Origin of the sequence: Acinetobacter sp. S40, from assembly GCF_016624705.1 — a bacterium.
Classification (GTDB): Bacteria; Pseudomonadota; Gammaproteobacteria; order Pseudomonadales; family Moraxellaceae; genus Acinetobacter.
Map to the genome: position 1 here is coordinate 1 of NZ_JACVTU010000012.1, position 24,612 is coordinate 24,612.

At 38.8% G+C, this 24,612-nt stretch carries 17 protein-coding genes, 1 tRNA gene and 2 pseudogenes; 7 read left to right on the plus strand and 13 right to left on the minus strand.

The features are described from left to right. Positions 1 to 885: pseudogene (locus IAE19_RS13015) on the minus strand (CAP domain-containing protein); the annotation flags it as partial. Between the two features lie 29 nt (positions 886 to 914). Then, a complete protein-coding gene (locus tag IAE19_RS13020) occupies positions 915 to 1,523 on the minus strand; it encodes a hypothetical protein (RefSeq protein WP_200461349.1) in 609 nt (202 codons plus the stop codon). A gap of 1,032 nt (positions 1,524 to 2,555) precedes the next feature. Here IAE19_RS13020 and IAE19_RS13025 point away from each other — a divergent pair. Next, positions 2,556 to 2,891, plus strand: coding sequence for a hypothetical protein (locus IAE19_RS13025; protein WP_200461350.1), 336 nt, complete (start codon positions 2,556 to 2,558; stop codon positions 2,889 to 2,891). A gap of 151 nt (positions 2,892 to 3,042) precedes the next feature. On the opposite strand, the gene IAE19_RS13030 is transcribed toward IAE19_RS13025, so the two are convergent. Then, complete coding sequence (locus IAE19_RS13030) at positions 3,043 to 5,463, minus strand: MobA family protein (protein WP_200461351.1); 2,421 nt, start codon at positions 5,461 to 5,463, stop codon at positions 3,043 to 3,045. A 38-nt stretch (positions 5,464 to 5,501) separates the two neighbouring features. Then, positions 5,502 to 6,071 (minus strand): annotated as a pseudogene (gene mobC, locus IAE19_RS13035) (plasmid mobilization relaxosome protein MobC). Positions 6,072 to 6,986: 915 nt separating this feature from the next. Between mobC and IAE19_RS16785 the strand changes: the two are divergent. Continuing rightward, positions 6,987 to 7,322, plus strand: coding sequence for a hypothetical protein (locus IAE19_RS16785; RefSeq protein ID WP_320159424.1), 336 nt, complete (start codon positions 6,987 to 6,989; stop codon positions 7,320 to 7,322). Further along, on the plus strand, positions 7,214 to 8,365 hold the full coding sequence (locus IAE19_RS13040) for a site-specific integrase (protein WP_320159425.1): 1,152 nt from the start codon (positions 7,214 to 7,216) through the stop codon (positions 8,363 to 8,365). Before IAE19_RS16785 ends, IAE19_RS13040 begins: the two co-directional genes overlap by 109 nt. Before the next feature lie 16 nt (positions 8,366 to 8,381). On the opposite strand, the gene IAE19_RS13045 is transcribed toward IAE19_RS13040, so the two are convergent. From IAE19_RS13045 to IAE19_RS13055, 3 genes are all read right to left on the minus strand, one after another. Then, a tRNA-Ser gene (locus IAE19_RS13045) sits at positions 8,382 to 8,471 on the minus strand. Positions 8,472 to 8,556: 85 nt separating this feature from the next. Then, a complete protein-coding gene (locus tag IAE19_RS13050; protein WP_200461353.1) occupies positions 8,557 to 10,587 on the minus strand; it encodes an NADPH-dependent 2,4-dienoyl-CoA reductase in 2,031 nt (676 codons plus the stop codon). 357 nt (positions 10,588 to 10,944) lie between these two features. Further along, on the minus strand, positions 10,945 to 11,862 hold the full coding sequence (locus IAE19_RS13055) for a DMT family transporter (RefSeq protein WP_200461354.1): 918 nt from the start codon (positions 11,860 to 11,862) through the stop codon (positions 10,945 to 10,947). A 166-nt stretch (positions 11,863 to 12,028) separates the two neighbouring features. Here IAE19_RS13055 and IAE19_RS13060 point away from each other — a divergent pair, with 166 nt between their 5' ends. Both IAE19_RS13060 and argG read left to right on the plus strand, forming a co-directional pair. Continuing rightward, complete coding sequence (locus tag IAE19_RS13060) at positions 12,029 to 12,916, plus strand: LysR family transcriptional regulator (RefSeq protein WP_200461355.1); 888 nt, start codon at positions 12,029 to 12,031, stop codon at positions 12,914 to 12,916. A gap of 175 nt (positions 12,917 to 13,091) precedes the next feature. Continuing rightward, positions 13,092 to 14,432: an argininosuccinate synthase gene (gene argG / locus IAE19_RS13065; RefSeq protein ID WP_200461356.1), complete on the plus strand. Its 1,341-nt coding sequence runs from the start codon at positions 13,092 to 13,094 to the stop codon at positions 14,430 to 14,432. A gap of 91 nt (positions 14,433 to 14,523) precedes the next feature. Here the strand turns inward: argG and IAE19_RS13070 are convergent, their stop codons facing one another. From IAE19_RS13070 to cxpE, 4 genes are all read right to left on the minus strand, one after another. Beyond that, positions 14,524 to 16,947: a CSLREA domain-containing protein gene (locus IAE19_RS13070; RefSeq protein WP_200461357.1), complete on the minus strand. Its 2,424-nt coding sequence runs from the start codon at positions 16,945 to 16,947 to the stop codon at positions 14,524 to 14,526. A 15-nt stretch (positions 16,948 to 16,962) separates the two neighbouring features. Then, positions 16,963 to 18,777, minus strand: a complete 1,815-nt coding sequence (gene rbtA / locus IAE19_RS13075; protein WP_200461358.1) for a rhombotarget A — start codon at positions 18,775 to 18,777, stop codon at positions 16,963 to 16,965. A 119-nt stretch (positions 18,778 to 18,896) separates the two neighbouring features. After that, positions 18,897 to 19,601: a DnaA regulatory inactivator Hda gene (gene hda / locus IAE19_RS13080; protein WP_200461359.1), complete on the minus strand. Its 705-nt coding sequence runs from the start codon at positions 19,599 to 19,601 to the stop codon at positions 18,897 to 18,899. Between the two features lie 33 nt (positions 19,602 to 19,634). Further along, the gene (cxpE, locus tag IAE19_RS13085) at positions 19,635 to 20,825 is read right to left on the minus strand and encodes a chloramphenicol efflux transporter CxpE (RefSeq protein ID WP_200461360.1); all 1,191 of its coding nucleotides are present in this window, start codon (positions 20,823 to 20,825) and stop codon (positions 19,635 to 19,637) included. A 134-nt stretch (positions 20,826 to 20,959) separates the two neighbouring features. Between cxpE and purM the strand changes: the two genes are divergently transcribed. Next, a complete protein-coding gene (gene purM, locus IAE19_RS13090) occupies positions 20,960 to 22,030 on the plus strand; it encodes a phosphoribosylformylglycinamidine cyclo-ligase (RefSeq protein WP_200461361.1) in 1,071 nt (356 codons plus the stop codon). Continuing rightward, complete coding sequence (purN, locus tag IAE19_RS13095; protein ID WP_200461362.1) at positions 22,027 to 22,668, plus strand: phosphoribosylglycinamide formyltransferase; 642 nt, start codon at positions 22,027 to 22,029, stop codon at positions 22,666 to 22,668. The genes purM and purN overlap by 4 nt, the downstream gene beginning before the upstream one ends. Before the next feature lie 34 nt (positions 22,669 to 22,702). On the opposite strand, the gene IAE19_RS13100 is transcribed toward purN, so the two are convergent. Together IAE19_RS13100 and sppA are read right to left on the minus strand one after the other, a co-directional pair. Continuing rightward, complete coding sequence (locus IAE19_RS13100) at positions 22,703 to 23,527, minus strand: alpha/beta fold hydrolase (protein ID WP_200461413.1); 825 nt, start codon at positions 23,525 to 23,527, stop codon at positions 22,703 to 22,705. A 17-nt stretch (positions 23,528 to 23,544) separates the two neighbouring features. Continuing rightward, positions 23,545 to 24,561, minus strand: a complete 1,017-nt coding sequence (gene sppA / locus IAE19_RS13105; protein WP_200461363.1) for a signal peptide peptidase SppA — start codon at positions 24,559 to 24,561, stop codon at positions 23,545 to 23,547. Positions 24,562 to 24,612 lie beyond the last annotated feature (51 nt).

Genomic DNA, 24,612 nt, shown 5'->3' on the forward strand with positions numbered 1-24,612 from the left:
TTCACGGGCATAGTCATATGTAATACTTGGCAACCCATGCAAGGCACGAACCGTATTGAGCTCATTTAAGAATTCATTTCTAAACTTTTCACTGAGCTTGCCTGCATAACAGTTGTTGATATCGGGTGCATCACTCATAGATGAAGCTTTAAACACATCAAAACTGATGGTCTGACTGGCTGCTGCCAATGTTTTGGTATCACCCTCTTGGGAGAGTTTAAGGGTACATACTCCTGCACCAACCCCCTTGAGTTCACCATTAGAATAAGTACAGGTTGATGAAGAAAGGCTGCTAATCATGACAGGCAGTTTGGCACTGGATTCAGTATCCAGTGAATACAGACTCTCCGTCAGGATGTATTTTATTTTAAGTGGGGTAATGGTTTGTTTGAGTTTATTGACACACACATTATTTTCTAAATATTGCTCCGCGGCACACGTCACATTGACGGTCATGCTGTTATTCAATGCTCGAACTTTTGCTGTCCCTGCCTGTGTCAATACCAGATTACACTGACCGACTTTATGCGCTTTAAGTTCACCGCCACTTACACTACAGATGTTGGGTGTGTTACTGCTAAACGTTACTACTAGACCTTGATCTGTTTGCAGCGATAATGGATAGCGTTGACCTTGAATCAGCGTACTGAATGGTAGTGACTGAATATTTTGTACTACCTTATTTCTACATGTGCCCTCTTCCAGATATTGGATTTCAGCACAGGTCACGGGCTTAGGGATTGTATTGCCATTATTAGGATTTTCCGTTCCACCACCATTGGATGAACTGGACTCTCCTCCCGAACCACCGCCTCCACATCCGAGCATGACTGTGCTGATTGCCATCATCAGCACAGATGGCATAAACGATTTTGAAATCATCATGATTGACTGCCTTAAATTTTTTATTGTTGTTATTGATAATGATCAGCCGATAATAATTGACGAATTTCACTAGCCATTTTTGGACTACGCCAAGGAAACAGCACTTTAAGGCTGTAATTTGGTTTAAATTGACCCCGTGTTCCTATATTGACTTGAAACTCTCGTTTCATCGGTGTCCGATGCACTTGTTGATTAACATGGGTTCCCATCATTGGGTTACTGATCACCGTGGTCGTGGTTCTAAAACGATCTTCAACCAGATTGTAATGTCCAACAGAAGTGATGTAGTCAAAAGGATATTTGACTAAGCGCTGATCCGGCTGATCAAACAGTATGATGGTTTTGTCCTTGCTGTTAATCCAGACGCCACGGTTTTGATAATTAAAGGTTTCACCCTGACGTCTCAGTTGTTCGGTCATTCCATCAAAGTAGGTATTTCCATATTCATAGAGGTAGTAAATGATCACAAACCAGAACAAGTCAAAGCCAAAGAAGATATAGCCGAAAGCACCAAAGGAAAAGAGTTTGGCGACGATCAGAAAGATTACAATCGGCAGCACAACACATTTTAAAAATAACTTGGATTTTTGAGGACGGTTTTCGATTGGAATAATTTTAGGTTTCGTTAATTCAGTCATGGTTGTTTCCCGCATGTTCAATGCAATTCACAATCACCAGCAGATATAAAAAGTTTTATTTTTTATAGGCGTGATTTAGCCATCCACCGTTGGATTGTTCTTGTTAAAAGTTTTTAATACAGCCTAAAAATTAAATTAGCCGTATAATCCTTGTTGAAAACACAACAAGATTGAACAGGTGGCGAGGCACAAATAAGAAAAGATAGATACAGCATAAGAAGCTCCTTTGTTTAAAAAGAAGTTCTACCAGTTACTGCTAAATAATGGTGGCAGAACGAAAGAGGGTTAGCAGACTGGTAAACAAAGAAACCAGCACGTACAAAGACGTCCCCCTTCCGCCCTACCATAGAGAAAAGAGGGACGAGTGGGTACAGCAGAATATAAAGTCAAACTTTACATTCTTTCTTTGTTTACGAAGGGTCTGCTAAAACCCGCTGGCAATGTAGGCCAGCGAGCCCATATTAATTTTATCTAGCGATTTAGTCAATTTTTCAAATATTAAAATCTGGACAATCAATTCACACGGAAAATTTAAGTTAATGAGTGGATTTTTGCTTAAGTAAAATTCAACCCATCAAGATGGTTATTTTAATTCTATTGATAAGTCTAAAATATGTATAAGAATAAATATTGGGCTGACATAGCCGTCCCTATATACTTTTAATAAACTGTTTTCCAGCCGTCAGAAATTCAAAATTTCTTCAGCATATTCAATCAATTATTAAATGTTAAGATATGTAAAAAGATCAAACTATATTGTTGACAGGTTAAGGTATATCCAGCTAAGCTAATTCTACACAGCAAAATCTGTGTTCAGGCGTAGGAACCTGATATTATCAGAGAGCGGTAAAATAGAAGTCGCTTAGCGGCTATTTTTTTGCCTACTGTTTAGCAGTCATTATGGCGGCTTGACAGGACAGCTTCATGCTGGCCGTACTCTCTGAACGGTATTTCCTACTCCTGTCGAGCTGCCACCATCACCGTAGGAAAGTGATGTTGGTAAGTATTTAAACTTATCAGAGAGAAACAACTATGAATGCAATTCTTCGTGGGGCAAATACGTGCACACCAAAAAAACAGGCTGGTCAACTTATCGTTGAATTAGGCAAATCTATTTCAAACCCTCAACGCCAAACATTGGCAAATCTTTATATTGCGGTTGATACTGCAAATTCCTTGCTCAACGAGCTTGAACAAGCACATCAAATCATTCGTCAGTGTATGCATAAAATGACTGATAAACAAATTCTTGAAGTTGCCAAACTCAATCAAAAGAGTAATTTATCTTCATTGTGGGCATTCCGAATGCACCAACGTCAAAAGATGATTGAACGGGCACAACGTGTTTTGGGAATCCGTTCTATTTAACTCGCTTAATTATTAATGAATTTTTAGCTTGCTACTGTGCACTCTATAAATCCACTGCGTGATTATCGATTAAACAGAAATAACGTTGAATGCAATCAGTGACAGTAGCAACGCTAAAATAAATACAACTCTTATGTTTAAAAGTGATTGCTTAAAATTCAGGACCAGAGTCATTTGATTTCTGTTGCTTAGCTTCAACTTCTGGTTGACGTTGAATGTTATATTGCCGCCCAAGCATGGCGGCAATTAAGCTCATCATCAACCTGACAACTTCTTCAACGAGCTTTGCAAGTTGCAGTATTGTTGCTGTAAGTTCTGCTGAATGCTCTCTATCATATTGGTATTGCTGTTGCATTGATGCTGCATGCTCTTGATCTGAGTCTGCTTGTTCTCTAAGTCGACGCATATGTTGTTTAAACTGTTCATATTCTGAGTGCAGTTCAGCATCATCTCGTTTAAATTCTTGATTTGTTGCTGGCATTGCAATTGTAAATTTGTCTCCTGCTTCTCTAGTACGTCGAAGCGCTTGATCAAGTTGGTTGTTAAGAGCTGTAGTTTGTTGATCTGTGAAGCGCATAACATGCTCTGCTGTTGCAATCGCTGCTCTTTCTGATGCTGTAACTGCTGTTGTTGCTCCAATTTGTCTAATTTTTCCTGTCTCGATTGTAACTCTCTGATCATCAATCCAATATTCTGAAATAAACTGATCTCGGCTTGGCTCAAGTCTGACGAACTGCTGAAGCCTAAGATTTTCAAGATCTTGTTCATATCGTCTCTGTTGCTCTGCTCGTAATGCTCGATCACGCTGAGCCTTTTTTTCATCTTCTCGACGTTTTCTTGCAAGCCTTGCATAGTACTCAGCGAGGATGGCGTCAAAGCTAAACTCATTTGTTCGAGTAAATCCAAAATCATCTGCTGTGTGTCGCTGCCGTTGTGGTGTTGAATAGTCGTTTGTTGCTGTTCTTTCATGACTTATTTCTCCACGATGCATGGAAATGTCAGATGAATATTCGGTTCCGTCGGATGAACCATTTTTTTGTTCAAATTCAGAGTATTGCAATCGATCCATTTCGGAGAAGTAATTGCTCGGAAACGATTGCCCCTGCCGTCCGACAAAATTTCGGTCTCGTTTTTGGTTAAGATCGGCTGTGTGAAATAATAGTTCGCGGGTAATATTGTTAAAATATTCAGCAGCCACATTCCAAGCGCCATGAGAATGAACATTTTTAGAATCAATTTCGGGTTGTAAGTGATCGACTGAGTTAATGCCTGATCTACTTGCTGTTGCAACTGTTCCTTCTGGTCTTCTAATATTTGTGAGACTTCCTGAGTATTGTTCTGAATCTGGGTTTTGATCAGATTCTGATTGTCTTCGATCGTTTGTTGTAGTTGGACTTTGCTCTGCTGAAGATGCTTTTGCATTATCGTATTGATTTCGTTGAGATGCGATAACAGCGTCATTTGAATATTGCTGATATTCTGCTTCAAGTCTCCTCGATATGATTTCAATCCTTCGATTAAAATCTGGGTCTCGTTCTTCTTGTGCTGTAAAAGTCGCATAACGCTGTCTGTTGTAATCTGCTCTTGCTTGTCGAGCTCCTTGTAAAGCTTGTTCTGCTCGATCTCTAAGTTGTGCACTAGGCGTTCGAGTGTATTTTGAAATCTGATTAACTGTTCGCTGCTCATCGTTTCCACGTTCTCGATCTGCTGTTCGAACTTGTTCAAGAGATTTGATACGCTCTCGAATTGTTCTTGAACATTTTTCGATGTTTAATTGTTTTTCATAGATTTCTCCTTGAAAATAAATAGGTTTTTTGCCGAAAGGTGGAACTAGGCTGAACTGTTTTTCTCGAATTTTGACTACTTCACTTGCCAGCTTGTTGTTTAATACAAACTGCATAAAGTCATCACGGTTTCTGACTAAAAGTTCGGACGGAATTACTTGAGCATGTTTTTTTTCTAGTTGTTTCAACGATATTGATAAAAGCTGTAAATAAGTGTTTTCGATGTACTGTTTATAATTCTCTCGATTTTTTCCAATCTTTTTCAGCGTAGCATGCAAATATGTCTCATGACCTTTTTTTGTGAATCGGGCACGGTCGGGATCATTCGGATCTGACCAGCCGTATTCGAAATTCAGCTTGTCTTGCAAGGTATGAAAATGCTTTTGGAACCTGCCGGGAGGTGCGATATTCATTGCTTTTCCTGACCTGAGTTCAAGTCTCGGCACAAGTATATGAATATGTTTTGAACTGTTGAGTTCCTGATGCAGAACAGCCGTCATATGATATTGGTCAGGTTCAAGACCGCTGAAAGCCAATGCTTCGAACTGTTTTAAGACATCTTTTATTTCAACATCGGTCGGTCGATCTTCTTCAGCAAAAGCAATCACGGCAGACGTATATTTATGTTTAAAAGGAGAGCTATCTGCAATTTTTGCAAAGAGATGTGGATCACCACAGAGCACTTCGACATGCGGACGGACAATATTCATGTGATCTTTTTCATCGAGCACATAACTTGCTGCACGTGCTGCACTGCCCGTTCCATGCCTCAACATCTTAATCAACATGACCCGCTCTCCCGTTTAAAATAAAAAAGGAAATAAAATTAATTTTCTATATGGTCATCAGAAAGATCAGCGTCTGAAACTGATTCAAGTTCACCGTCTCCAACGACTTGCATTTGTCGCAATAAATCGGCGAGATATTTTTGTTCAATATGCTGATGTCGGCGCTGAACAGTTTCATCAGAACGATGCAGTGACGGAGCACAAGGAAGTGGATAAAGTTGATAGATTTTTTTTAAATAGTCTTCGACAAGTAGATAAGTTCAAAGCAAGTCAATTGGCTTTCCGATTTTGTTGCTAATGTGAATTGCACGGGTAATCTGATTGAGATTATTGCCAATTTTTGCAAGTTGGAATGCAATGCTTTTGCTATCTTCTTCCACTCTGCGATGGGATACTTGCTTGGCAACGACATGCGATTCACGAATTGCAGATTGATCAACATTCAAAATATTTTGAATATAGTGATTCACGGAAAACCGAATAAAATCGCTTGTGGTTTTATTTAATATCTTTGCTGATTTTTTAATTAAATCTAGCTCTAAATCATTTAAACGCAATTCAAGCCGACTTAATCTTTTTGATTTATTAACAAAATTTGCACTCACCATAAAATATCCAAAAAACCATCAATCTATTTTTAAGCTATAATACTTTTTAAAATAAAAAAAGTGTTTTTTGATAAAAATAAGAATATTTTTATTTAGAATAAATAGTTACTCTAAAAATTTAAAACACCCCATTAAAAGTAGCGGTTTGGCTGCAAGCCAACCAGATCCCATTCGTACAAAATCACAACTTTTGTTGTGATTTTGTACGTACATGGGTAATCTGGCTCGAACGGTTAAAATCATATTTAATGTACTTTAGACTATTAATTGTTATATTAAATTTTATAAAGATCAAGAGTATTATAATCATCAAAGAATAACTAAAAAAACCTTACCAAAGGATAAATATCCAAAGAAAATTATTATAAAATATAATTCAAAAACATAAACTTAGTTAAAAAATACTGAATAAATTATCTCAACAATAAAAAATCTATAAAATTAGTAAAAAATAATCCCACAGAGACAAACTATGCATTAAAATTCAATATAAATTAATCTTAATCCAATGAAATATTTATCTAAAAATAAAAAACGACCTTTAAATATTAAAAACCAATCACCCTAAAGTTTAAAACCCAAATTTCAAATTTTAAAAGCAACCTCGATCATACAAAAGACTAATTACTATTATAATAAACATAAAACCAGTTTAGGAAATAAACCTTTTTTTTGATCTTTTACACCAAAATCATTTTTATATAAAAAAATATGCTAGCTTTCAAATTATAGAAACTTGTTTTACTCTTCAGATCCTAATTAACAACATGATGGTTTTAAGACAACAAGGCTTTCTTCAACTGAATTAAAAATTGAAGAGGTCAAAATGATTGAAGATCTTTATCTAATAAAATTCATTATTAGATATACAAAAAATGTAGCAAGACTTTCGGATAAGACTGCGGAGGTTCAACAATGAATAAACATTTTGAACTAGTAGATTGGGTCACCGCTGAAAAGTTTTGTGAATTGACGGGCGAACAGATCTCTAACCTAAAAAACCTTAGACCTCACTGGGAGGAAGGAAAAGTCTGGGTAAAAGTTTCTGATCGTAAAATTTTATATAGCTTAAAAGGTTATAACAGATGGGTCGAACAAGCAGTTCTGGTCTACCAAAAGGCACAAGAGCAAGATCGGGAAAAATACAAATTAATTTTAAATGGAACGGTAAACGCGAGTGGTTCACCCTCGACCTCACAGACACACCAGCCAACTTCAGTAAGGCGGCTAAGATTAGAGAAGATTTTGTAAACAAGGCTAAATACGGGATATTAAAAATCGAGGATATCGAAGTGGTCTCGGTCAAGCCCATTAAAAAAGCTGATGCTGCGCAAGAAACATTGCCAGCGTCACATGGCCCGACATTTGCTCAGTATGCCCAAGAATACCTTTATAACCTTTCAGATCATAGACAAGGCACAAAGCAAAAGTATCTGTCTATTCTAGAAAGGCTATGGATGCCGTTATTTGCTGACATGCCAATTAATACGATCACTAGCCAAATGTTGCGTAGCGCCGTCAATGGGCGTGAATGGTCATCAGCGAAGACTCGAAATGATGCTTTGATTCCATTACGTGGCGCATTCGAATTAGCGCACGATGATGAAATTATTGACAAGAATCCATGTGACCGATTGAAGAATCAGAAAACTCAAGAAGCTGAACCTGATCCATTTAATGAAATTGAAAGGGAAAGAATACTGAACTGGTTAAGAGAGAAATATCTTGCAGACTACCCAACTGTGTATTGGTATTTTGTGGTGGCATTTTGGACAGGTTGCCGTCCATCAGAAATTATCGCGCTCACTTGGCAGGATGTAGATTTTTTAAATAAGCAGATTCACATCAATAAAGGTCGTGTGAACGGCGTTCAGCAGGAAACCACTAAAACCAATAAGGCCCGATTTGTAGATTTGAATGATTTTGCATTTGAAGCATTCCAACAACTCAGATTACTAACTTATCTCAAATACGAGCATGTATTTATTTGTGACGAGACTGGTGAGGAATTTACTACGCAAAAATCATTGAGTGAAAAGTTTGTGGCTGCATTGAAAGCGAAAGGCATACGCTACCGCCCTGCCTATAACACTCGTCATACTTATGCGACTGTTTGCTTAATGAATGGACTTAATCCAGTCTATGTGGCTTCACAACTGGGTCATAGTTTGGTGATGCTCATGAAGCGTTATGCGAAGTGGATTAATTCAGATAAAAACAAAGAAGAGATTGCTAAAATTTCGAATAGTGCCAAAATTGTGCCAAAGAAAAAGGGAATCAAACTATGTATTTGATTCCCTTTCAGATATTTGGCGGAAGCGGTGAGATTCGAACTCACGGAGGACTCACACCCTCGTCGGTTTTCAAGACCGGTGCATTAAACCGCTCTGCCACGCTTCCATGTGCGTAAGAATACAAAGACACTTCATTTTATTCAAGATAAATTTTAATGTTTATATTCAATTGGATATTGTTTCATCAAAAATTAAAGCTGGGCAGCCAGTTCTGCACCCTCTCTAATCGCGCGTTTAGCATCAAGTTCTGCTGCTAACTTTGCACCACCAATAATATGATACTTTGCAAGCGTAATTTCCCTTTCGTTTGGCATTAGATCTTTAATTGACTCTTGGCCAGCACATACCACAATAGTATCTACACGCAATAGTTGATCATGACCATTCAGCTCTATCCACAAACCTTCGTCCGTGACTGCTTTATACTGTACACCTCGCATCATACGAACAGCATGTTTTTTCAATTGTGCACGATGAACCCATCCAGAGGTTTTACCCAGCCCAATACCCAGTGGCGTGGTTTTACGTTGTAATAAATAAATTTGACGAACAGGTGGCTCAACTTGCGCGGGTTGTAATCCCCCTTCTGTCATATAATCTGGCTGAGGATCTATTCCCCATTCACGTTGCCAATCAGATAAGGGTTGTGGCTGAGGCTGATGAGGTGGCTTTAATAAAAACTCAGAAACATCAAAACCTATTCCTCCAGCACCAATCACTGCAACTTTATCGCCTACTGGAGCACCTTTAAGCACTTCTGCGTATGACAATACTTGAGGTAAATGGCTTCCTTCAATTTTTAGCTGCCGAGGAATCACACCTGTAGCCACAATCACCTCATCAAAACCTTCGCGTTCCAATTGCTCACGGTTTACTCGAGTATTTAAGCGTAAATCCACCCCTGTTTTTTCAATTTGAATTTTAAAATAACGAATCGTTTCGTGGAATTCTTCTTTCCCAGGTACAACTTTAGCTAAATTAAATTGACCGCCTATCTCCGAAGCAGCTTCAAACAAAGTGACTTCATGACCGCGACTCGCTGCGACTGTAGCAGCAGACATGCCTGCAACACCACCGCCTACCACTGCTATTTTTTTGGGTTGTTTAGTTTTTACATATACCAATTCTGTTTCATAGGCGGCACGTGGATTAACTAAACAAGTTGCTCTTTTATTTTTAAAGGTATGATCCAGACAAGCCTGATTACACGCAATACAGGTATTAATTTCATCTACACGATTGGTTGCTACTTTGGTGACCCAAAAAGCATCAGCTAATAATGGTCGCGCCATTTGCACCATATCCGCTTTACCTGTTGCCAAAATTTCTTCGGCGGTGTCAGGCATATTTATACGATTGGATGCAATCACAGGAATCGAAACATGTTGTTTGACATAAGCTGTGTAATCAACAAAGGCTGCGCGTGGCACCGAAGTTACGATTGTGGGTACACGTGCTTCATGCCAGCCAATACCCGTATTTAGAACTGTAACCCCTACTTTTTCTAACGCCTGAGCAATCCTAATCACTTCCTGCATAGTGTTACCGTCATGCACTAAATCAAGCATGGATAATCGAAAGCTAATGATAAATTTTTCACCAACTTTTTCTCGAATAGCCTTAACAATCTCAATTGCAAAGCGCATGCGGTTTTCGACTGAGCCACCCCAACGGTCAGTCCGCTGGTTCACATGGCAACTCAAAAACTGATTCAGCAAATAACCTTCAGATCCCATGATTTCAACACCATCATAACCTGCTTTTTTTGAAAGGTTGGCACAACGTGCATAATCTTCAATAGTTTCAAGGATGTTCTTTTCCGACATCTGACGAGGTTTAAATGGAGAAATAGGTGACTTAATCGCACTTGCAGATACAACAAAGGGCTGATATCCATAACGACCCGCATGCAAAATTTGCATCAAAATCTTGCCGCCATGTTTATGCACCGCATGAGTCACGAGTCGATGATGCGGAATGTCTGCCAGTGAATTCATAGTTCCACCCGCAGGTAATAACCATCCCTGACGGTTCGGTGAAATCCCTCCAGTGATAATTAAGCCCACACCACCTTTTGCCCTTTCCCCAAAATAAGCAGCTAATTTTGGATAATTATAAAAACGGTCTTCTAACCCCGTATGCATAGACCCCATCACAACACGATTTTTAATTGTGGTAAAACCCAAATGTAAAGGTTTTAGAATATGTGCATAGCTAGTCATAGGAAATCCTTGTTGAATTTGGCGGTGCAACTTGTTGCATAATACTTTAATACTTTTTTGTCAGGTTGGGATGGCCTGTTGTCTTTTTTTAGGTGTTGAAATTGTCAATTAGGCATAAAGCATAGCTTATTTTTCTCATCAAATGATGACCAAATTAAAACTCAGGTACACATCATCAAATACATTTCAACTTGGCTCACAGAGTTATTATTCTGGTGTACACAAAAGGTCTTGAATGTTTTTATTGAACTTTATTTACGCATGAAAAATACAAAAAAAGCCATATTAAATATGGCTGATCATGTTTAAAAAATATTAAAGCATTCATCCAAATTAAGTCAGTCGGAATCATGTTTTTCATTGAAAGTGTTTAGGAGAATAGGCCAAATGTGCTTTTTTTGACCTTAGCTTTAAAGAACTCATGACAATTCCTAAACAGATCAATGCAGCACCGATTAAGATATTAACAGTCAATGGCTCATGCCAAACTAAAGCACCAAACAACAGACTCAGAACAGGAATGCACATAATTGAAATTGAAGCGATAAAGGTATCAACCTGACTCACAATCCAGTTCCATAGTACAAAAGCAAATCCTGTTCCCACCACGGCGATGTAGAACAATAGGGATTCATTTAAAGGATTTTTCCAAACCCCTAAATCCACTGATTCAAATGCTAAAGCCCCAATAAAAATAGCAATTCCACCCATTAAAAGCTGCCAGATCGTCAGCTTAATTTTGTCATAAGTCGCAAAATTTCTTTTGATATAAACAGTTGCCATTGCCCAGAAAAAACCAGATCCGATGAGAAACCCTTGTCCAATCAAAGATAAATTAAGACTCAAATGCCATAATTGTGGCCACAAAATCGCAATCAGCCCAAACGTACCTAAAATAAGACCCAAAACTTTCTGTTTGTTTAACCGCTCGTTTAGAAAGTAATGTGCTAATACCCCAATGAAAATCGGCATGGTAAAAACCAAAACAGCAGATAGACCTGAGTCTACAAATTGCATGGCAAAAGTTTGTGTTGCATAAAAACCCAAACATACCAGTGCACTTAAAATTATCAAAGGTTTCCACTCACCACACATAGGCAAAATTGATTTTTTGAGAACAAACTGCACCAAAATTAGAGTCAAAGCCGCTAAAATCAATCGTGTAGAGATAAAGAGAAAGGGTGGAAAAACCTGTAAGCTATGTTTAACGAGTCCCCATAAAGACCCCCAAACCAGACATAACAATGCGATAGCACTGATGACCCGAATATTCACGAGCTTCTCTCAACAAATCAAAGAATAGAATGATAGTGTATAAAACAAATGACATCATGAATAATGCTATGTTTTAATAGATACATCATTTTTTTTAATGTCTTTTTTAAAGAGGAATACCCGTTTCTTTTTAAAATTGGATTTTTTTAACGATTGAGGCTTATTTATGAATATTGACATTAGCGATATCAGGTCATTTGTCACGGTTGCCGAGTTAAAAAGTATTACTGCCGCAGCGCATAAGCTCAATTATTTACAGTCCAACATGACTGCCAAAATCAAAAAAATTGAAAATCATTACAAACGACAACTTTTTATTCGTAAACCCAAAGGGGTTGAGTTGACCGAGTCAGGATTAAATTTATATAACCAGTATAAAAAAATGATTTTTACTTGGGAAGAAACCGAACATAAAATTTACCAACAGGAAAATAATTTACGCTTTGGAACCAATACCAGTTTAGGTGGAATGCGTTTCTATCCATCATTTAATCAGCTTTATCAAGCCTACCCTGACCTGTCCATTACCATGAAAACAGGAGCGACAGGGTATATTGAGGAAGAAATATTAGCGGGAAACCTCGATATTGCGTATGTGCTTGGTCATCCTAAACAAAAAAATCTTCAGTATATTCAAAAAGCTGAGGATCAATTGGTAATCATCGGCAAAAATATAATCAATCATGAAAGTCTTGAAGATTGTTTGAATCATCAAAATATTTTACTGGCTTCTGAAGAATGTTGTTATGCAACAACGCTCGATAAAATTTATGCAGACTATGGTTTAAGTAAGGGTGAACTGACTCATATTTATGATCATGAAGCTTTGATTCATTTTACCCAGTTAGGCATGGGAATCTCCATGCTGGCCAAATCATTGATTGAAAAATTTAAGATTCAATATTATCGAGAAACACCTGAGCAATATCGAGATATTGGCTTATATTTGATCGCTCGAAGTGATCATGTATTTACCCCAATTGAAAAGCAATTTATTGGATTAAATGATTCTCTGCAAAATACTCAGGCGTTCACTCAGGTTAGGGTCGCCTAACAGCTGAATTGAAAAATTTAGATCGTATCAAGATATCGATATAGATTTTGTATTTTTCAGGATGGATATTGAACGATCCGAAAAAATAAAATAAAAAAGTGCTACAATATCTGCCATTCTGAATTCTCAAGACCGTCGGTTTGGGTCTTTTTACAAATGTTAGTTAGGATTAGCAATGACTGATAACGCAACCATTTTGCAGCATGTACCAGTAGGCAAAAAAGTGGGGATTGCCTTCTCTGGTGGTCTGGATACTTCAGCAGCTTTATTGTGGATGAAACAAAAAGGCGCAGAACCTTATGCATATACTGCAAATCTGGGCCAGCCTGATGAAGATGACTATGACGCTATTCCAAAGAAAGCTGAACAGTATGGTGCAGTAAAAGCCCGTTTGATCGACTGCCGTTTACAACTTGCTTTAGAAGGGATCGCAGCGATTCAATGTGGCGCATTTCATATCAGTACTGGTGGTGTTCCCTACTTCAACACGACTCCATTAGGTCGTGCTGTGACAGGAACCATGTTAGTCACGGCTATGAAAGAAGATGATGTCAATATCTGGGGCGATGGCTCTACTTATAAAGGCAATGATATTGAACGTTTCTATCGTTATGGTTTGCTGACTAATCCAAGCTTAAAAATCTATAAACCGTGGTTAGACCAACAGTTTATTGATGAACTGGGTGGCCGTGCCGAAATGTCACAGTTCCTGATTGACAATGGCTTTGACTATAAAATGTCAAAAGAAAAAGCATATTCAACTGATTCAAATATGCTGGGTGCAACACATGAAGCTAAAGACCTTGAATATCTGAATGCAGGCATCAAAATCGTTGATCCAATTATGGGCGTTGCTTTCTGGAAAGATGATGTTGAAATTCAACCAGAATCAGTTTCTGTAACCTTTGAAGAAGGGATGCCAGTCGCTTTAAACGGCCAACGTATCGAGGATCCTGTTGAATTCATTCTTGAAGCCAACCGTATTGGTGGTCGCCATGGTTTAGGGATGTCGGATCAAATTGAAAACCGTATTATTGAAGCCAAATCTCGCGGTATTTATGAAGCACCAGGTATGGCTCTTTTACATATTGCGTATGAGCGTTTAGTCACTGGTATTCATAATGAAGATACCATTGAACAATATCGCATCAACGGATTACGTTTAGGACGTCTACTTTATCAAGGTCGCTGGTTTGACTCACAAGCGCTTATGTTACGTGAAACTGCTCAACGCTGGGTAGCAAAGGCAATTACTGGTACTGTAACACTTGAGCTTCGTCGTGGTAATGATTACACGATCATGAATACTGAATCTCCAAACCTCACTTATGAAGCAGAGCGTTTAACTATGGAAAAAGGTGATTCAACGTTTACACCTATGGATCGTATTGGTCAATTGACAATGCGTAATCTAGATATCACGGATACACGTGCAAAATTAGGTATTTATACCAATACAGGCTTGTTATCTATTGGTCAAGGTTCAGCAGTCCCACAATTGGAAACCAAAAAATAATTTTGTTTTTAAACAACAAAGCTTCTTGAATAACTCAATGAGCTGATAAAAAAAGAGAGGTTCAATTGAACCTCTCTTTTTTGATTATAAATTAAGATCGACGACGATAAAGCACCAATCCAATCAGTCCTAGTACAGTAAAGATACCTAGACTTCCACCACCACTACCACTTTGATTGTTTGTGGTAGATGCAGTATTTTTCAGCGTCACCGTTGTTTCCGATGACTTAGTTTCATCCGCATCATAAATCAAATAACTAAATTTATAATCAAATACGTTGAAATTATTCTTAACCTGAATAGTTAAATTACCGCCATAACAGGTTTCTTTTTCGTCAGGATATGGACAAGGACCACTGCGTTCAGGCGTAATACTAACTCCAGAAGGAACTGTGGTTACACGAATTGGTAATTCGATACCTTCAGAATTATGGTAGAAAGCCGGCTTATTTGGCTTAGTAGTCATAGCAGAAACAGGGCCGTCACCATCATCGGAATCGTTGGCAAGTAAATTTACATTTATCTTCTGATCCGTTCCATATTGAATAGTATATTCATCAGCGGTCGCGATCGGCGCAATATTGACAAAATTAACCTGCATTAGTCCTGATGACGTTCTATTCGTATTGAGTGAACCATCTGCATTTTTCATAGTCAATGTATATTCACAGAAATTGTATTCACCTGCCTGCGTAATACCATCATCCAGACGATAAACCATGATTCGTTTTAAGTCAGCATTCCATTCACATTTCAGATTTTCATCAGGTTTAGATTCTAGTTTAGCCGTATCCCCACTTCCTGTGATCATACCTACGCCCACTGGCGTTACACTTACCGCATAAGTATCAGTTGTTAGATGCTGGATTTGGCGACTACCATCTGCTAGCTCAGTTTCATCAGGTAAGCTAAATGCAAATGGATCGACATAGACTGCACGATACTTTTCATTTGCTTTGGTATAATTAATTAAATCTTCATACTCTTTAACCCGCTTATTATAGTAAGGTAGGAAGTCTGGATTTGTACTGCTATTCGCCACCAAATCTTTAAAGAAATCGAGTTGGGTTTGATAGTTAGCAATTAAGTCAACCAGAGAAGTATTTACAATTCCATTAATATCTCCAGCCGTCAAACGCATGATTTCAGTCGAGCCGATATCACAACTATTTCTTCCTGCTGGATTTAAAATTAGAGTTCCATCGGTAATACGATTGATTCCTCGCTGATCTTGAGTACTGCATCCATCAGCACCCACATCAACCAAATCTGTTGCAGTGTGATTATCTTTAGGGAAGTAAACAGGAAGAAAACTCGTATACTCAGAAGCAGTTTGTAATGGGCTTAATACTGTAGAAATATTGTTATTACCCACATTAATATTGGTCTGTTCTTCTGGTAATACCTCACTGGCAACATCACACTGGCTGTTACCCCCCGCCACTAAATTTAACGCATTATAAGCCAGACCAACTCCCGTATCCTTTTCGTCCTTGGCTTCACCAAGCAAATAGCGGCATGAACGGTTACTGTTAAATGCGAGAACATTAAAAGTTAATATTTTCGTCCCAATCTTGTCATATAAAAAAGTACTAAAAGCAGTATTCTCGACAATGGTATTACTATTTAAAACCAGACTACTTGAAGTACTCAGTTTACCATCATCTTCGATATTCAATCGATCACTTGTAAATTTTATAATGCTACCATTTGCCGCATTTGCAGTGTTTTGAGCAATTGTATTGGCAGTTAAAGTTGCTGTTGGCTCGCCACAAAACTCCAGTGTACTTTTACTTTCATTTGATCCATTTTGAATAAAACTATTATTAGTTAACGTAAATGTACGTTTATTATAATCCAGATTATCTTTACAACTCATTGCTAGAACAGAACCAGTAACAGCTTTATTGTTCTGATATATACCACTGGTCATGGTGAGGGCAGCGTTATTTCCTTCAAGGTAAATCGCTCCTCCTTGACTTGCAGTTGAGTTTAGGACAGATACGCCCGTCAATGTTGTTGCAGCACCCAAATATAGTGCACCCCCTCGATCTGCATTTTTACCGTTTTGAAACTGAACATTACTAATAGAAATAGAAACTTTGCTGTTGCTGGTATTAATTAAACGCGTTTTACTTTCACCATCTATAATGCTTTTAAGAACTGTTTTGGCTGGATAATCATTGGTGATGACATCCACCTTACTATAATCTTGTGGAATTTTCCCCACAATAGAAATAGATGAAGCTGGAACTAACTCCGAATTTAGCTTATAGACTCCCTCCTCAAGTTGGATATAATCCATCGCTGAGGCCGCAGTATTACCTGCACTACATCCACCATAAGACCGATTCAATTCAGCAGCTTTCATTGCCATCCGAAGCGAACATTTACTGCTGCTTTGATCATCAATATCATCAAAAGTATTTACATAAATAGTCTTATCTTCCGCCGCCATTAATGACATAGCAGACAATACCATCAATGTAAGTAGTCCTTTTTTATAATTTTTCATGACTTATCCCTATCCTTACTTTTTAAAACGTCTTAACCCTACCAGTCCTAATAGAGCAATTAACATCCCATATCCAAAGCTACCACCACTGGTTTTCACTTTTTTACTTTCAAAATCATTAGGTGGATCCTGCACAATTTTTGCAGGAATATCGATATATTGACTTCCTACCGAATCACTGAATCGTGTAATCGTGGTCATGATGCGAAGTTTAAATTCATCTGAACCATGCCAGTTTCCGTTTGGCACATAAGTTATATTCCCTTCTTGATCCAGTGTTAATGTGCCTTTAGATGGAGTATTGGTCTGTACAATTTGCAAACAACCTGCCTGCCATGCTTTACCATCGTCTCTTTTACCTAATAAACCTTCACATTCACTTGCAGGAAGAAGTTCGCCATCCGCTAACTGATCTGCAATTGAAAACTTAGCAGTTTCTCCATAGAGAATATCCTGCCCGACAGGAGAAATAGAATCAGCATCAATCACCAATTCAATCGCACCAATATCACACAGTTCTTTGGTACTACGTGTCTTACCACGTTGATCACTCGCTTCACAGCTTGAAAGACTTGTGATATTTGTCCCGTTACTGAGAACACGGCCACGATTGACAATTAGAGAATCAGCCAGTGTTTTATAAGACATTAAAAGTCGTGGCTTGAAAAAACCTAGAAATTGATTTTCAGGGGTGTAATATGGACACAGTAAACCGTCTGCTGGTGCAGCATCACATTTACCTTCCAGTTCACCTGCCAACAACTTATTGTTCGCCACATTGACATTTGGATCAGTCGCGGTACCGCTACCACAATCAGCCATACTGGTATTGGTCAGATTGTTAATGAGATTCGTTTTATCATCCGCTGCAAAGACACAGTTTTTTGAACCATTTTCAACAATGATACTGTTGGAAACATAGGCATCACCTTTTGGCCCCTGTAAATACAATCCCATGCTATTACGTATCATAGTAATATTGTTTACAATCATTCCATCACGTACATTGGTGATATAGCCAGTATTACTAAAAATAGTACTGTTTTTAAGCCCAAAATAACGAGAACTAGCATTTGCACTCGTTGAATCATCATCAAATGCTATTGCTGAGTAAATTAATGTGGGCAAAGTAGATGAAGTTGCTTTGTTGTCACGAATTACTGTTTGATAAATATTAAAATAAGGTAATTCACTATAGATCACTGCTCCCTGAGGTGCGGTATTATTTTGAAAAATTACATTTGAAGCAGTCACATAACCTACATTAGTATCCGTAGAAACTCCTTCATTATAAATCGCCCCACCATTGACACTGGCATGACCATTTGTCAGTTTAACGTATTGCAGATTTAAAGTTTCACGGTTAAAAATCAAACCACCATTATTCACTGTACTTTCTGGGTTACCGTCCAGATTTACTTCAATCAATGAAACGCTATACTGAGCGGACTCACTATTATCATCATAAACATAAAAGATTCGATCATTACCGACCATTTTAATGGTGGCATTATTCTTTCCATACTGATTATTTGAAACATCGGTATCGTAGGTTGTTTTAAGCTGAAGGGCTTTTTGTATCTTGATTTGACTATTTAATTCATAGGTTTTTTGTTTTTCCAGCAAAACAACAGCAGTGGAGTCTTCACCGCCACATCCATTATATCCTGCTTCTGGCATTCCCTGATTGATATACTCAATTGCTTCGCGCAAAGAACAGAGATTGTCGTTCTTAACTTCGTCTGCTGTTGTGTTGACTATAATTTCGCCTGCACTATATGCATGACCAGCAACGAACAACAGCCCAACGCCTATACCCCGCTTGAGCATACCTTTCTCCTTTATTTCCATTTTCATTATTTTTTTAAAGTCACCAATTCCTAGCAACTTTTGAGTTAATTTGCGTACTTTCGCATAGCTTGAGTAATTACTCAAGATTTTTCACGTGACTAACGATACTCATCAATCAAGGCATATATTTGCTTTAAGGTGGCATTCGAAAGCTTAGTTTTCTCACCCTTAAGCAATTTTTCAAGCTGTGCCAATGTTTGTAATAGTAAAGAGGCTTGATGGGGTCCATGCAATAGCAAATATTCAATTATTTGCGGATCAAAATGCAAACCGCGACGCGCCACAGTAGATAAAACCAATGCTTCACGGTCTGCGTAAAGACTACCATTGGGTACTTTAACACTGACCGCCTGAGTTAATCGTGATTGTAAATCTGGAAGTTCAAGTTTAAGTTCAATTGGAGCAACACGCGATGAAAATACCAGTTGACCGCCAACTTCATTATTATAATTAATGAGATGGAAAACTGCTCGTTGCCAATGTGGCACACCACTAATCGCCTCGATATCATCCAAAGCAACCAAATCATAACGCTCAAGTGAAGTAATGGCTTCAATCGGTGCATCCAGAAGCTCAAGTAAAGAAACTTTTATTGCAGATTTCCCTATTTCCAGATAAGAATCGCAAATTGCAGAAAGTAGGTGACTTTTTCCAGAACCAGCACCGCCATAAATATAAAAGCGGTTAACTAATCCTGCATGTAACTGACGGACGGCATCAACAACATGTCCCCAACCTGGCCCAGAAAAATCACTAATCCGAGCATCGAGTTGAGGTTCAATATTCAACTGTAGTTGACGCATACTATGTCATAAACCTCGTGAGCAACCTCATGGCTATTTAGGTGGAGAATCGTTTGGCACATCAGTATCTTGCGGTTTTTTGATTTCAATATCAAGATCAACGCTTTCAGTTTCTACACTAATATGTTCAGCACCACCATGTTGTACCAAAATAGCTTGATCACCATACAATTGACTATGTTCATAAGCTTCGCGTACATGGCGTAGTAAAACTACAATGACAGCAGCGACGGGTAATGCAATCAACATACCTAAAAAGCCTGCCAACTGCGCCCCCGCCAAAACAGCAAAAACAACAGCAACAGGTGACAGTCCAATTTTATCACCCAGCAGAAAAGGTTGCAGGATATAACCTTCAACCGCCTGACCAATCATAAATACAATACCGACCAGAACAAGTTGCATCCAATCGACACCAAACTGAAATAGTGTCGCGATGATTGCAGCAATTATACCCACCGCAAAACCCAAATAAGGAATAATACTGGCAAGTCCAGCGACCATACCAATAATAAGACCGACTTCGAGACCAATAAGTTGCAAGCCAACCGCATAGACGATTCCTAATAGCAACATCACTAAAAACTGGCCTTTGACGAAAGCACCTAAAACACTATGACATTCCCTGACAATACGCATAGTACTTTGTTCATACGGTTTTGGAATAAGTCGATGTAAGCTACTTAACATCCTCTCCCAATCCAATAGGAAATAGAATGCAATAACAGGAATCAGCACAATTGTGCCGCCGATCTGAATAAAATTTAAACCAGACTGTGCGAGTCTCAAGGCCATAGTTTGAATACTATCAGCACTATAATTGGTCTGAATATATTCCATCACTACTGTTGAAATTTGATCCGTGTCGATCTCCATACGTTCAACATTAAAAGTATGTGAAACCCAAGGTAAGAAAGTCGCATTGACCCAATGAATCCCGGCAGGAATACTGTCACGGGCATAGATCAATTGTTGCCATACCAGTGGAACCACGTACCAGATTGCCAAGGTAAGTAAAACACCAATACCGATAAAAACGATACTAATAGATAACCAGCGTGGTAAACCGATTCTTGATAGTTTCTCCACCAATGGACTAAACAGGTACGCAATTAAAAAAGCGCCAATAAATGGAATCACAACGGGTTTAAGTAAATAAAGTACCCAAAGTAAAAATGCGATACCTGCTAGGATGAAGATACGGCGAAGCGTACGATCTTGCATAAAATCTAGCCTTTTTTTAATGTATTCATTATAGATGCAAAAATATTTCGTTAAAGATAGCATTTTCAAGCATAAATAACATAAGAGTTTCGTATATTCAGGTTATAATCTGCCGCCAATGCGGAGACTTCACTATGAGCAACTCAACTTCTACCCCAAATACTGGTTTAAGCTATAAAGATGCGGGCGTCGACATTGAAGCGGGCGACGCACTGGTCGATCGTATCAAATCAGTCGCAAAACGCACCACTCGTCCTGAAGTCATGGGCGGTCTTGGCGGCTTTGGCGCACTTTGCAAAATTCCTAAAGGCTATGAAGAACCAGTTTTAGTCTCTGGTACAGATGGCGTAGGTACAAAATTACGTTTAGCACTTAACCTCAATCGTCATGACACCATTGGCCAAGATCTGGTTGCCATGTGTGTCAATGATCTATTGGTCTGTGGTGCAGAACCATTATTCTTCCTCGACTATTATGCAACAGGCCATTTAAATGTTGATGTTGCAGCGGATGTTGTCACAGGTATTGGTCAAGGCTGTGAACTTGCAGGTTGCGCGCTTGTCGGTGGTGAAACTGCTGAAATGCCAGGTATGTATGAAGGTGAGGACTACGATCTAGCTGGTTTTGCAGTGGGTGTAGTTGAGCACAGTAAAATTATTGATGGTTCCAAAGTAAAAGCGGGAGATATTTTGATTGGTATCGCTTCAAGCGGTGCACATTCAAATGGTTACTCACTGCTGCGTAAAATTCTTGATGTTAAAAATGTTGATTTGACTCAACAAATTGATGGTCGCTCATTGGCTGATGTAGCAATGGAACCTACTCGAATCTACGTTAAACCTGTGCTCGAACTCTGCAAACAAGTTGATGTTCATGCAATGGCGCATATTACTGGCGGTGGTTTACCAGGTAATTTACCACGTGTACTTCCAAACGGCGCTCAAGCGGTGATTGATGAAGCATCATGGGAATGGCCAGAACTGTTTAAACTCCTGCAGCGTGAAGGCAATGTAGAACGGTTTGAAATGTATCGCACGTTCAACTGTGGTGTAGGCATGGTAATTGCGGTAGATGCTGCTGAAGCTGAAAAAACTATTCAAGTGCTTAACTCACTTGGTGAAAAAGCATGGAAAATTGGTCATATTCAGGACAATGCGGAATCTGTTGAAGGTGCTGACGAAAAAATTCGTGTGATTTTTGCATGATGAAAATTGCGGTACTTGTTTCAGGAAATGGCAGTAATTTACAAGCTTTGATTGATGCCCAACTGGGCAAACAATTATCAGGGAAAATTATCGGCGTTATTTCCAATAAATCAGATGCGTATGCATTGGAACGAGCTAAAAAAGCGGCGATCGAAACCTGTGTGATTGAGCATAAGGCCTATCCCAACCGCGAAGTTTTTGATGATGCGATGCATCAACAACTTCTAGCATGGGATATAGACCTTGTGGTACTCGCGGGCTTTATGCGTATCTTAAGTGAAAAGTTTGTACGGGCTTGGGAAGGGAAAATGATTAATATTCATCCTTCCCTGTTACCTCTTTATAAAGGCATGCATACCCATCAGCGAGTTTTAAATACAGGTGATATGTTTCATGGCTGTACGGTTCATTATGTTACAGCAGAACTCGATGCAGGCCCTGCTCTGTTGCAAGGTATACTTAGAGTTAGCCAGCATGATAACTCCAAGACTTTAGCAAACCGTGTACATGAACTCGAGCATACGATTTATCCGCAAGTAGTAGAATGGATTTGTACACAAACGATTCAATATCGAGCAGGTCAGGCCGTGTATAAAGGTCAGCCTCTTTTAAAGCCAGTACAGTTTTGTCAGATTTAAGCAGACTAAATTCTGGTTAGAAAAAGCGCGTTAATTACGCGCTTTTTTGTTGAGCTTGTGCTGCAATCAGTTTTTTGATCTGATCCGAAGTCGATAATGGATGCTCCAATGGGAACATATGTCCACCACTGACTACAGTATAAGGAATGCCTAAAGTTTTTCTGGCTTTTTGTGGAAAACCACGCTCTAGAAAGTTACTGGTTTCTCCAACCACCAAATGTACAGGTACATGGGGAGCATGCCGTGGAGTTAACCACCACCAAGATGGATTTTGACGAAAGATTTCGACTTCATCTGCTTTAGGAATCGTAAGAGTTACGCCACCACGTGCAGGATCTGAACTGAGCCCATAATCGATATAGGCCTGAAAACAATCTGCGTCAAAATGCTGATAAAAGCCTTTTGGTCGTAATAGTTCAGCTGCTTGTTCTTTAGATGCCCAATGATCTCGTCGACGCGCAGACAAACCCGCGGGTGTCATTTTATCTACATACTTCGGACTGACCAATTTTGCCAGATGAAAAGCAAATGAATATTTGCCCAAAATCAACGGCGGATCCAACATAATTACTTGCGAGAAGAGCTCAGGACGTTGATAAGATGCCATTAACGTCAAAACTGAGCCAAGAGAATGTCCCAAACCAATTACTTTGCGTCCCTGAGCCTGTTGCACAATGCTGTCGACGATTTGATCTACTAAATTTGGCCAGTGATTGGTAATCGGATAACGTTTATCCGGCCCAATCAGAGGCACATAAATGATGTCATAATCATCTTTGAGTGCATCAAAGAGTTTTTGATAGACTTTAGAAGGCACGCCGTTGGCGTGCGCAAAGTGGATTAATGGTTTATCAGATATCATAGTTACGAACTCAATTACTTGAATTGCGCCTGTTGTTCCGTCTGCAATTGCTGAGAAATCGACTGGCTAATTCCCTGACCTATTTGTGAACCCATACGCCCAACCAAAGACTCAAATGGACTGCGTTCAATCGTATAGTTTACTTTAGTATCAAGTTTTAGCTCGCGCATCAAACTATCAATGTTACCTGTACGGTCAGCAACACCTAACTTAATCGCTTGTTCACCTGTCCAGAATAAACCTGAGAAAATTGCAGGATCATCTGATTGCAGACGTTTACCACGACCTTGTTTTACCGCATCAATAAAATGCTGATGTACATTATCCAATAAAGCCTGAATATGTTCACGTTGCTGAGGATTGATTGGTTTGGTCATGCTAAGAATATCTTTATTAGAACCAGACGTCATGGTACGGTCTTCAATCCCCAGTTTTTGAGCAAGTCCGTTAATACCATAATTTGGCATAATGACCCCAATGGAACCCACTAGACTTGATGGATTCACAATAATTTCATCTGCCGCAGAAGCAATATAATAAGCACCCGACGCTCCCATATCGCCAATCACAGCATAAACTTTTTTATCTGTATGCTGCTGTTTTAAATAGCGAATTTGTTGCCAAATTTCATCTGATTGAACAGGCGAACCACCAGGCGAGTTAATATTTAAAACAACTGCTTTACTTGATTTTGCATCAAATGCTCGCTTTAAAGCTTTATTAGTATCTTCACTATTGACCGATTGATTACCAGAATCAATGGTGCCAATAATATTGACAATCGCCAGATGTGCAGTTGAAGTTGAGCTTGTAGTATTGGTATCTACAGTTGAACAGCCACGCCCTAAAAGAATAAAGATAAAAATCAGATAAGCAAAAGTCAGTAGTTTAAAAAAAATACCCCAGCGTCTGGCACGACGTTGTTCTTCTACAGACGCAAGAACAGCTTTTTCCAAAATTTGCCATTCCTGTCCAGCCTTATTATTGCTATTCGATGGTTCATTTTGTGGTTTTGGTGGCCAATCGGACATAAAAAACAACCCAAAAAGTTAAAATCTCTGCCATTATATACACTGAATCGG

Coding starts and splice junctions, on each gene's coding strand:
- purN (WP_200461362.1), top strand. CDS start 22,027: ATGATGAAAATTGCGGTACTTGTTTCAGGAAATGGCAGTAATTTACAA.
- IAE19_RS13030 (WP_200461351.1), bottom strand. CDS start 5,463: ATGTTGATTAAGATGTTGAGGCATGGAACGGGCAGTGCAGCACGTGCA.
- cxpE (WP_200461360.1), bottom strand. CDS start 20,825: ATGCAAGATCGTACGCTTCGCCGTATCTTCATCCTAGCAGGTATCGCA.
- IAE19_RS13025 (WP_200461350.1), top strand. CDS start 2,556: ATGAATGCAATTCTTCGTGGGGCAAATACGTGCACACCAAAAAAACAG.
- hda (WP_200461359.1), bottom strand. CDS start 19,601: ATGCGTCAACTACAGTTGAATATTGAACCTCAACTCGATGCTCGGATT.
- IAE19_RS13050 (WP_200461353.1), bottom strand. CDS start 10,587: ATGACTAGCTATGCACATATTCTAAAACCTTTACATTTGGGTTTTACC.
- sppA (WP_200461363.1), bottom strand. CDS start 24,561: ATGTCCGATTGGCCACCAAAACCACAAAATGAACCATCGAATAGCAAT.
- rbtA (WP_200461358.1), bottom strand. CDS start 18,777: ATGCTCAAGCGGGGTATAGGCGTTGGGCTGTTGTTCGTTGCTGGTCAT.
- argG (WP_200461356.1), top strand. CDS start 13,092: ATGACTGATAACGCAACCATTTTGCAGCATGTACCAGTAGGCAAAAAA.
- IAE19_RS16785 (WP_320159424.1), top strand. CDS start 6,987: ATGAATAAACATTTTGAACTAGTAGATTGGGTCACCGCTGAAAAGTTT.
- IAE19_RS13060 (WP_200461355.1), top strand. CDS start 12,029: ATGAATATTGACATTAGCGATATCAGGTCATTTGTCACGGTTGCCGAG.
- purM (WP_200461361.1), top strand. CDS start 20,960: ATGAGCAACTCAACTTCTACCCCAAATACTGGTTTAAGCTATAAAGAT.
- IAE19_RS13070 (WP_200461357.1), bottom strand. CDS start 16,947: ATGAAAAATTATAAAAAAGGACTACTTACATTGATGGTATTGTCTGCT.
- IAE19_RS13020 (WP_200461349.1), bottom strand. CDS start 1,523: ATGACTGAATTAACGAAACCTAAAATTATTCCAATCGAAAACCGTCCT.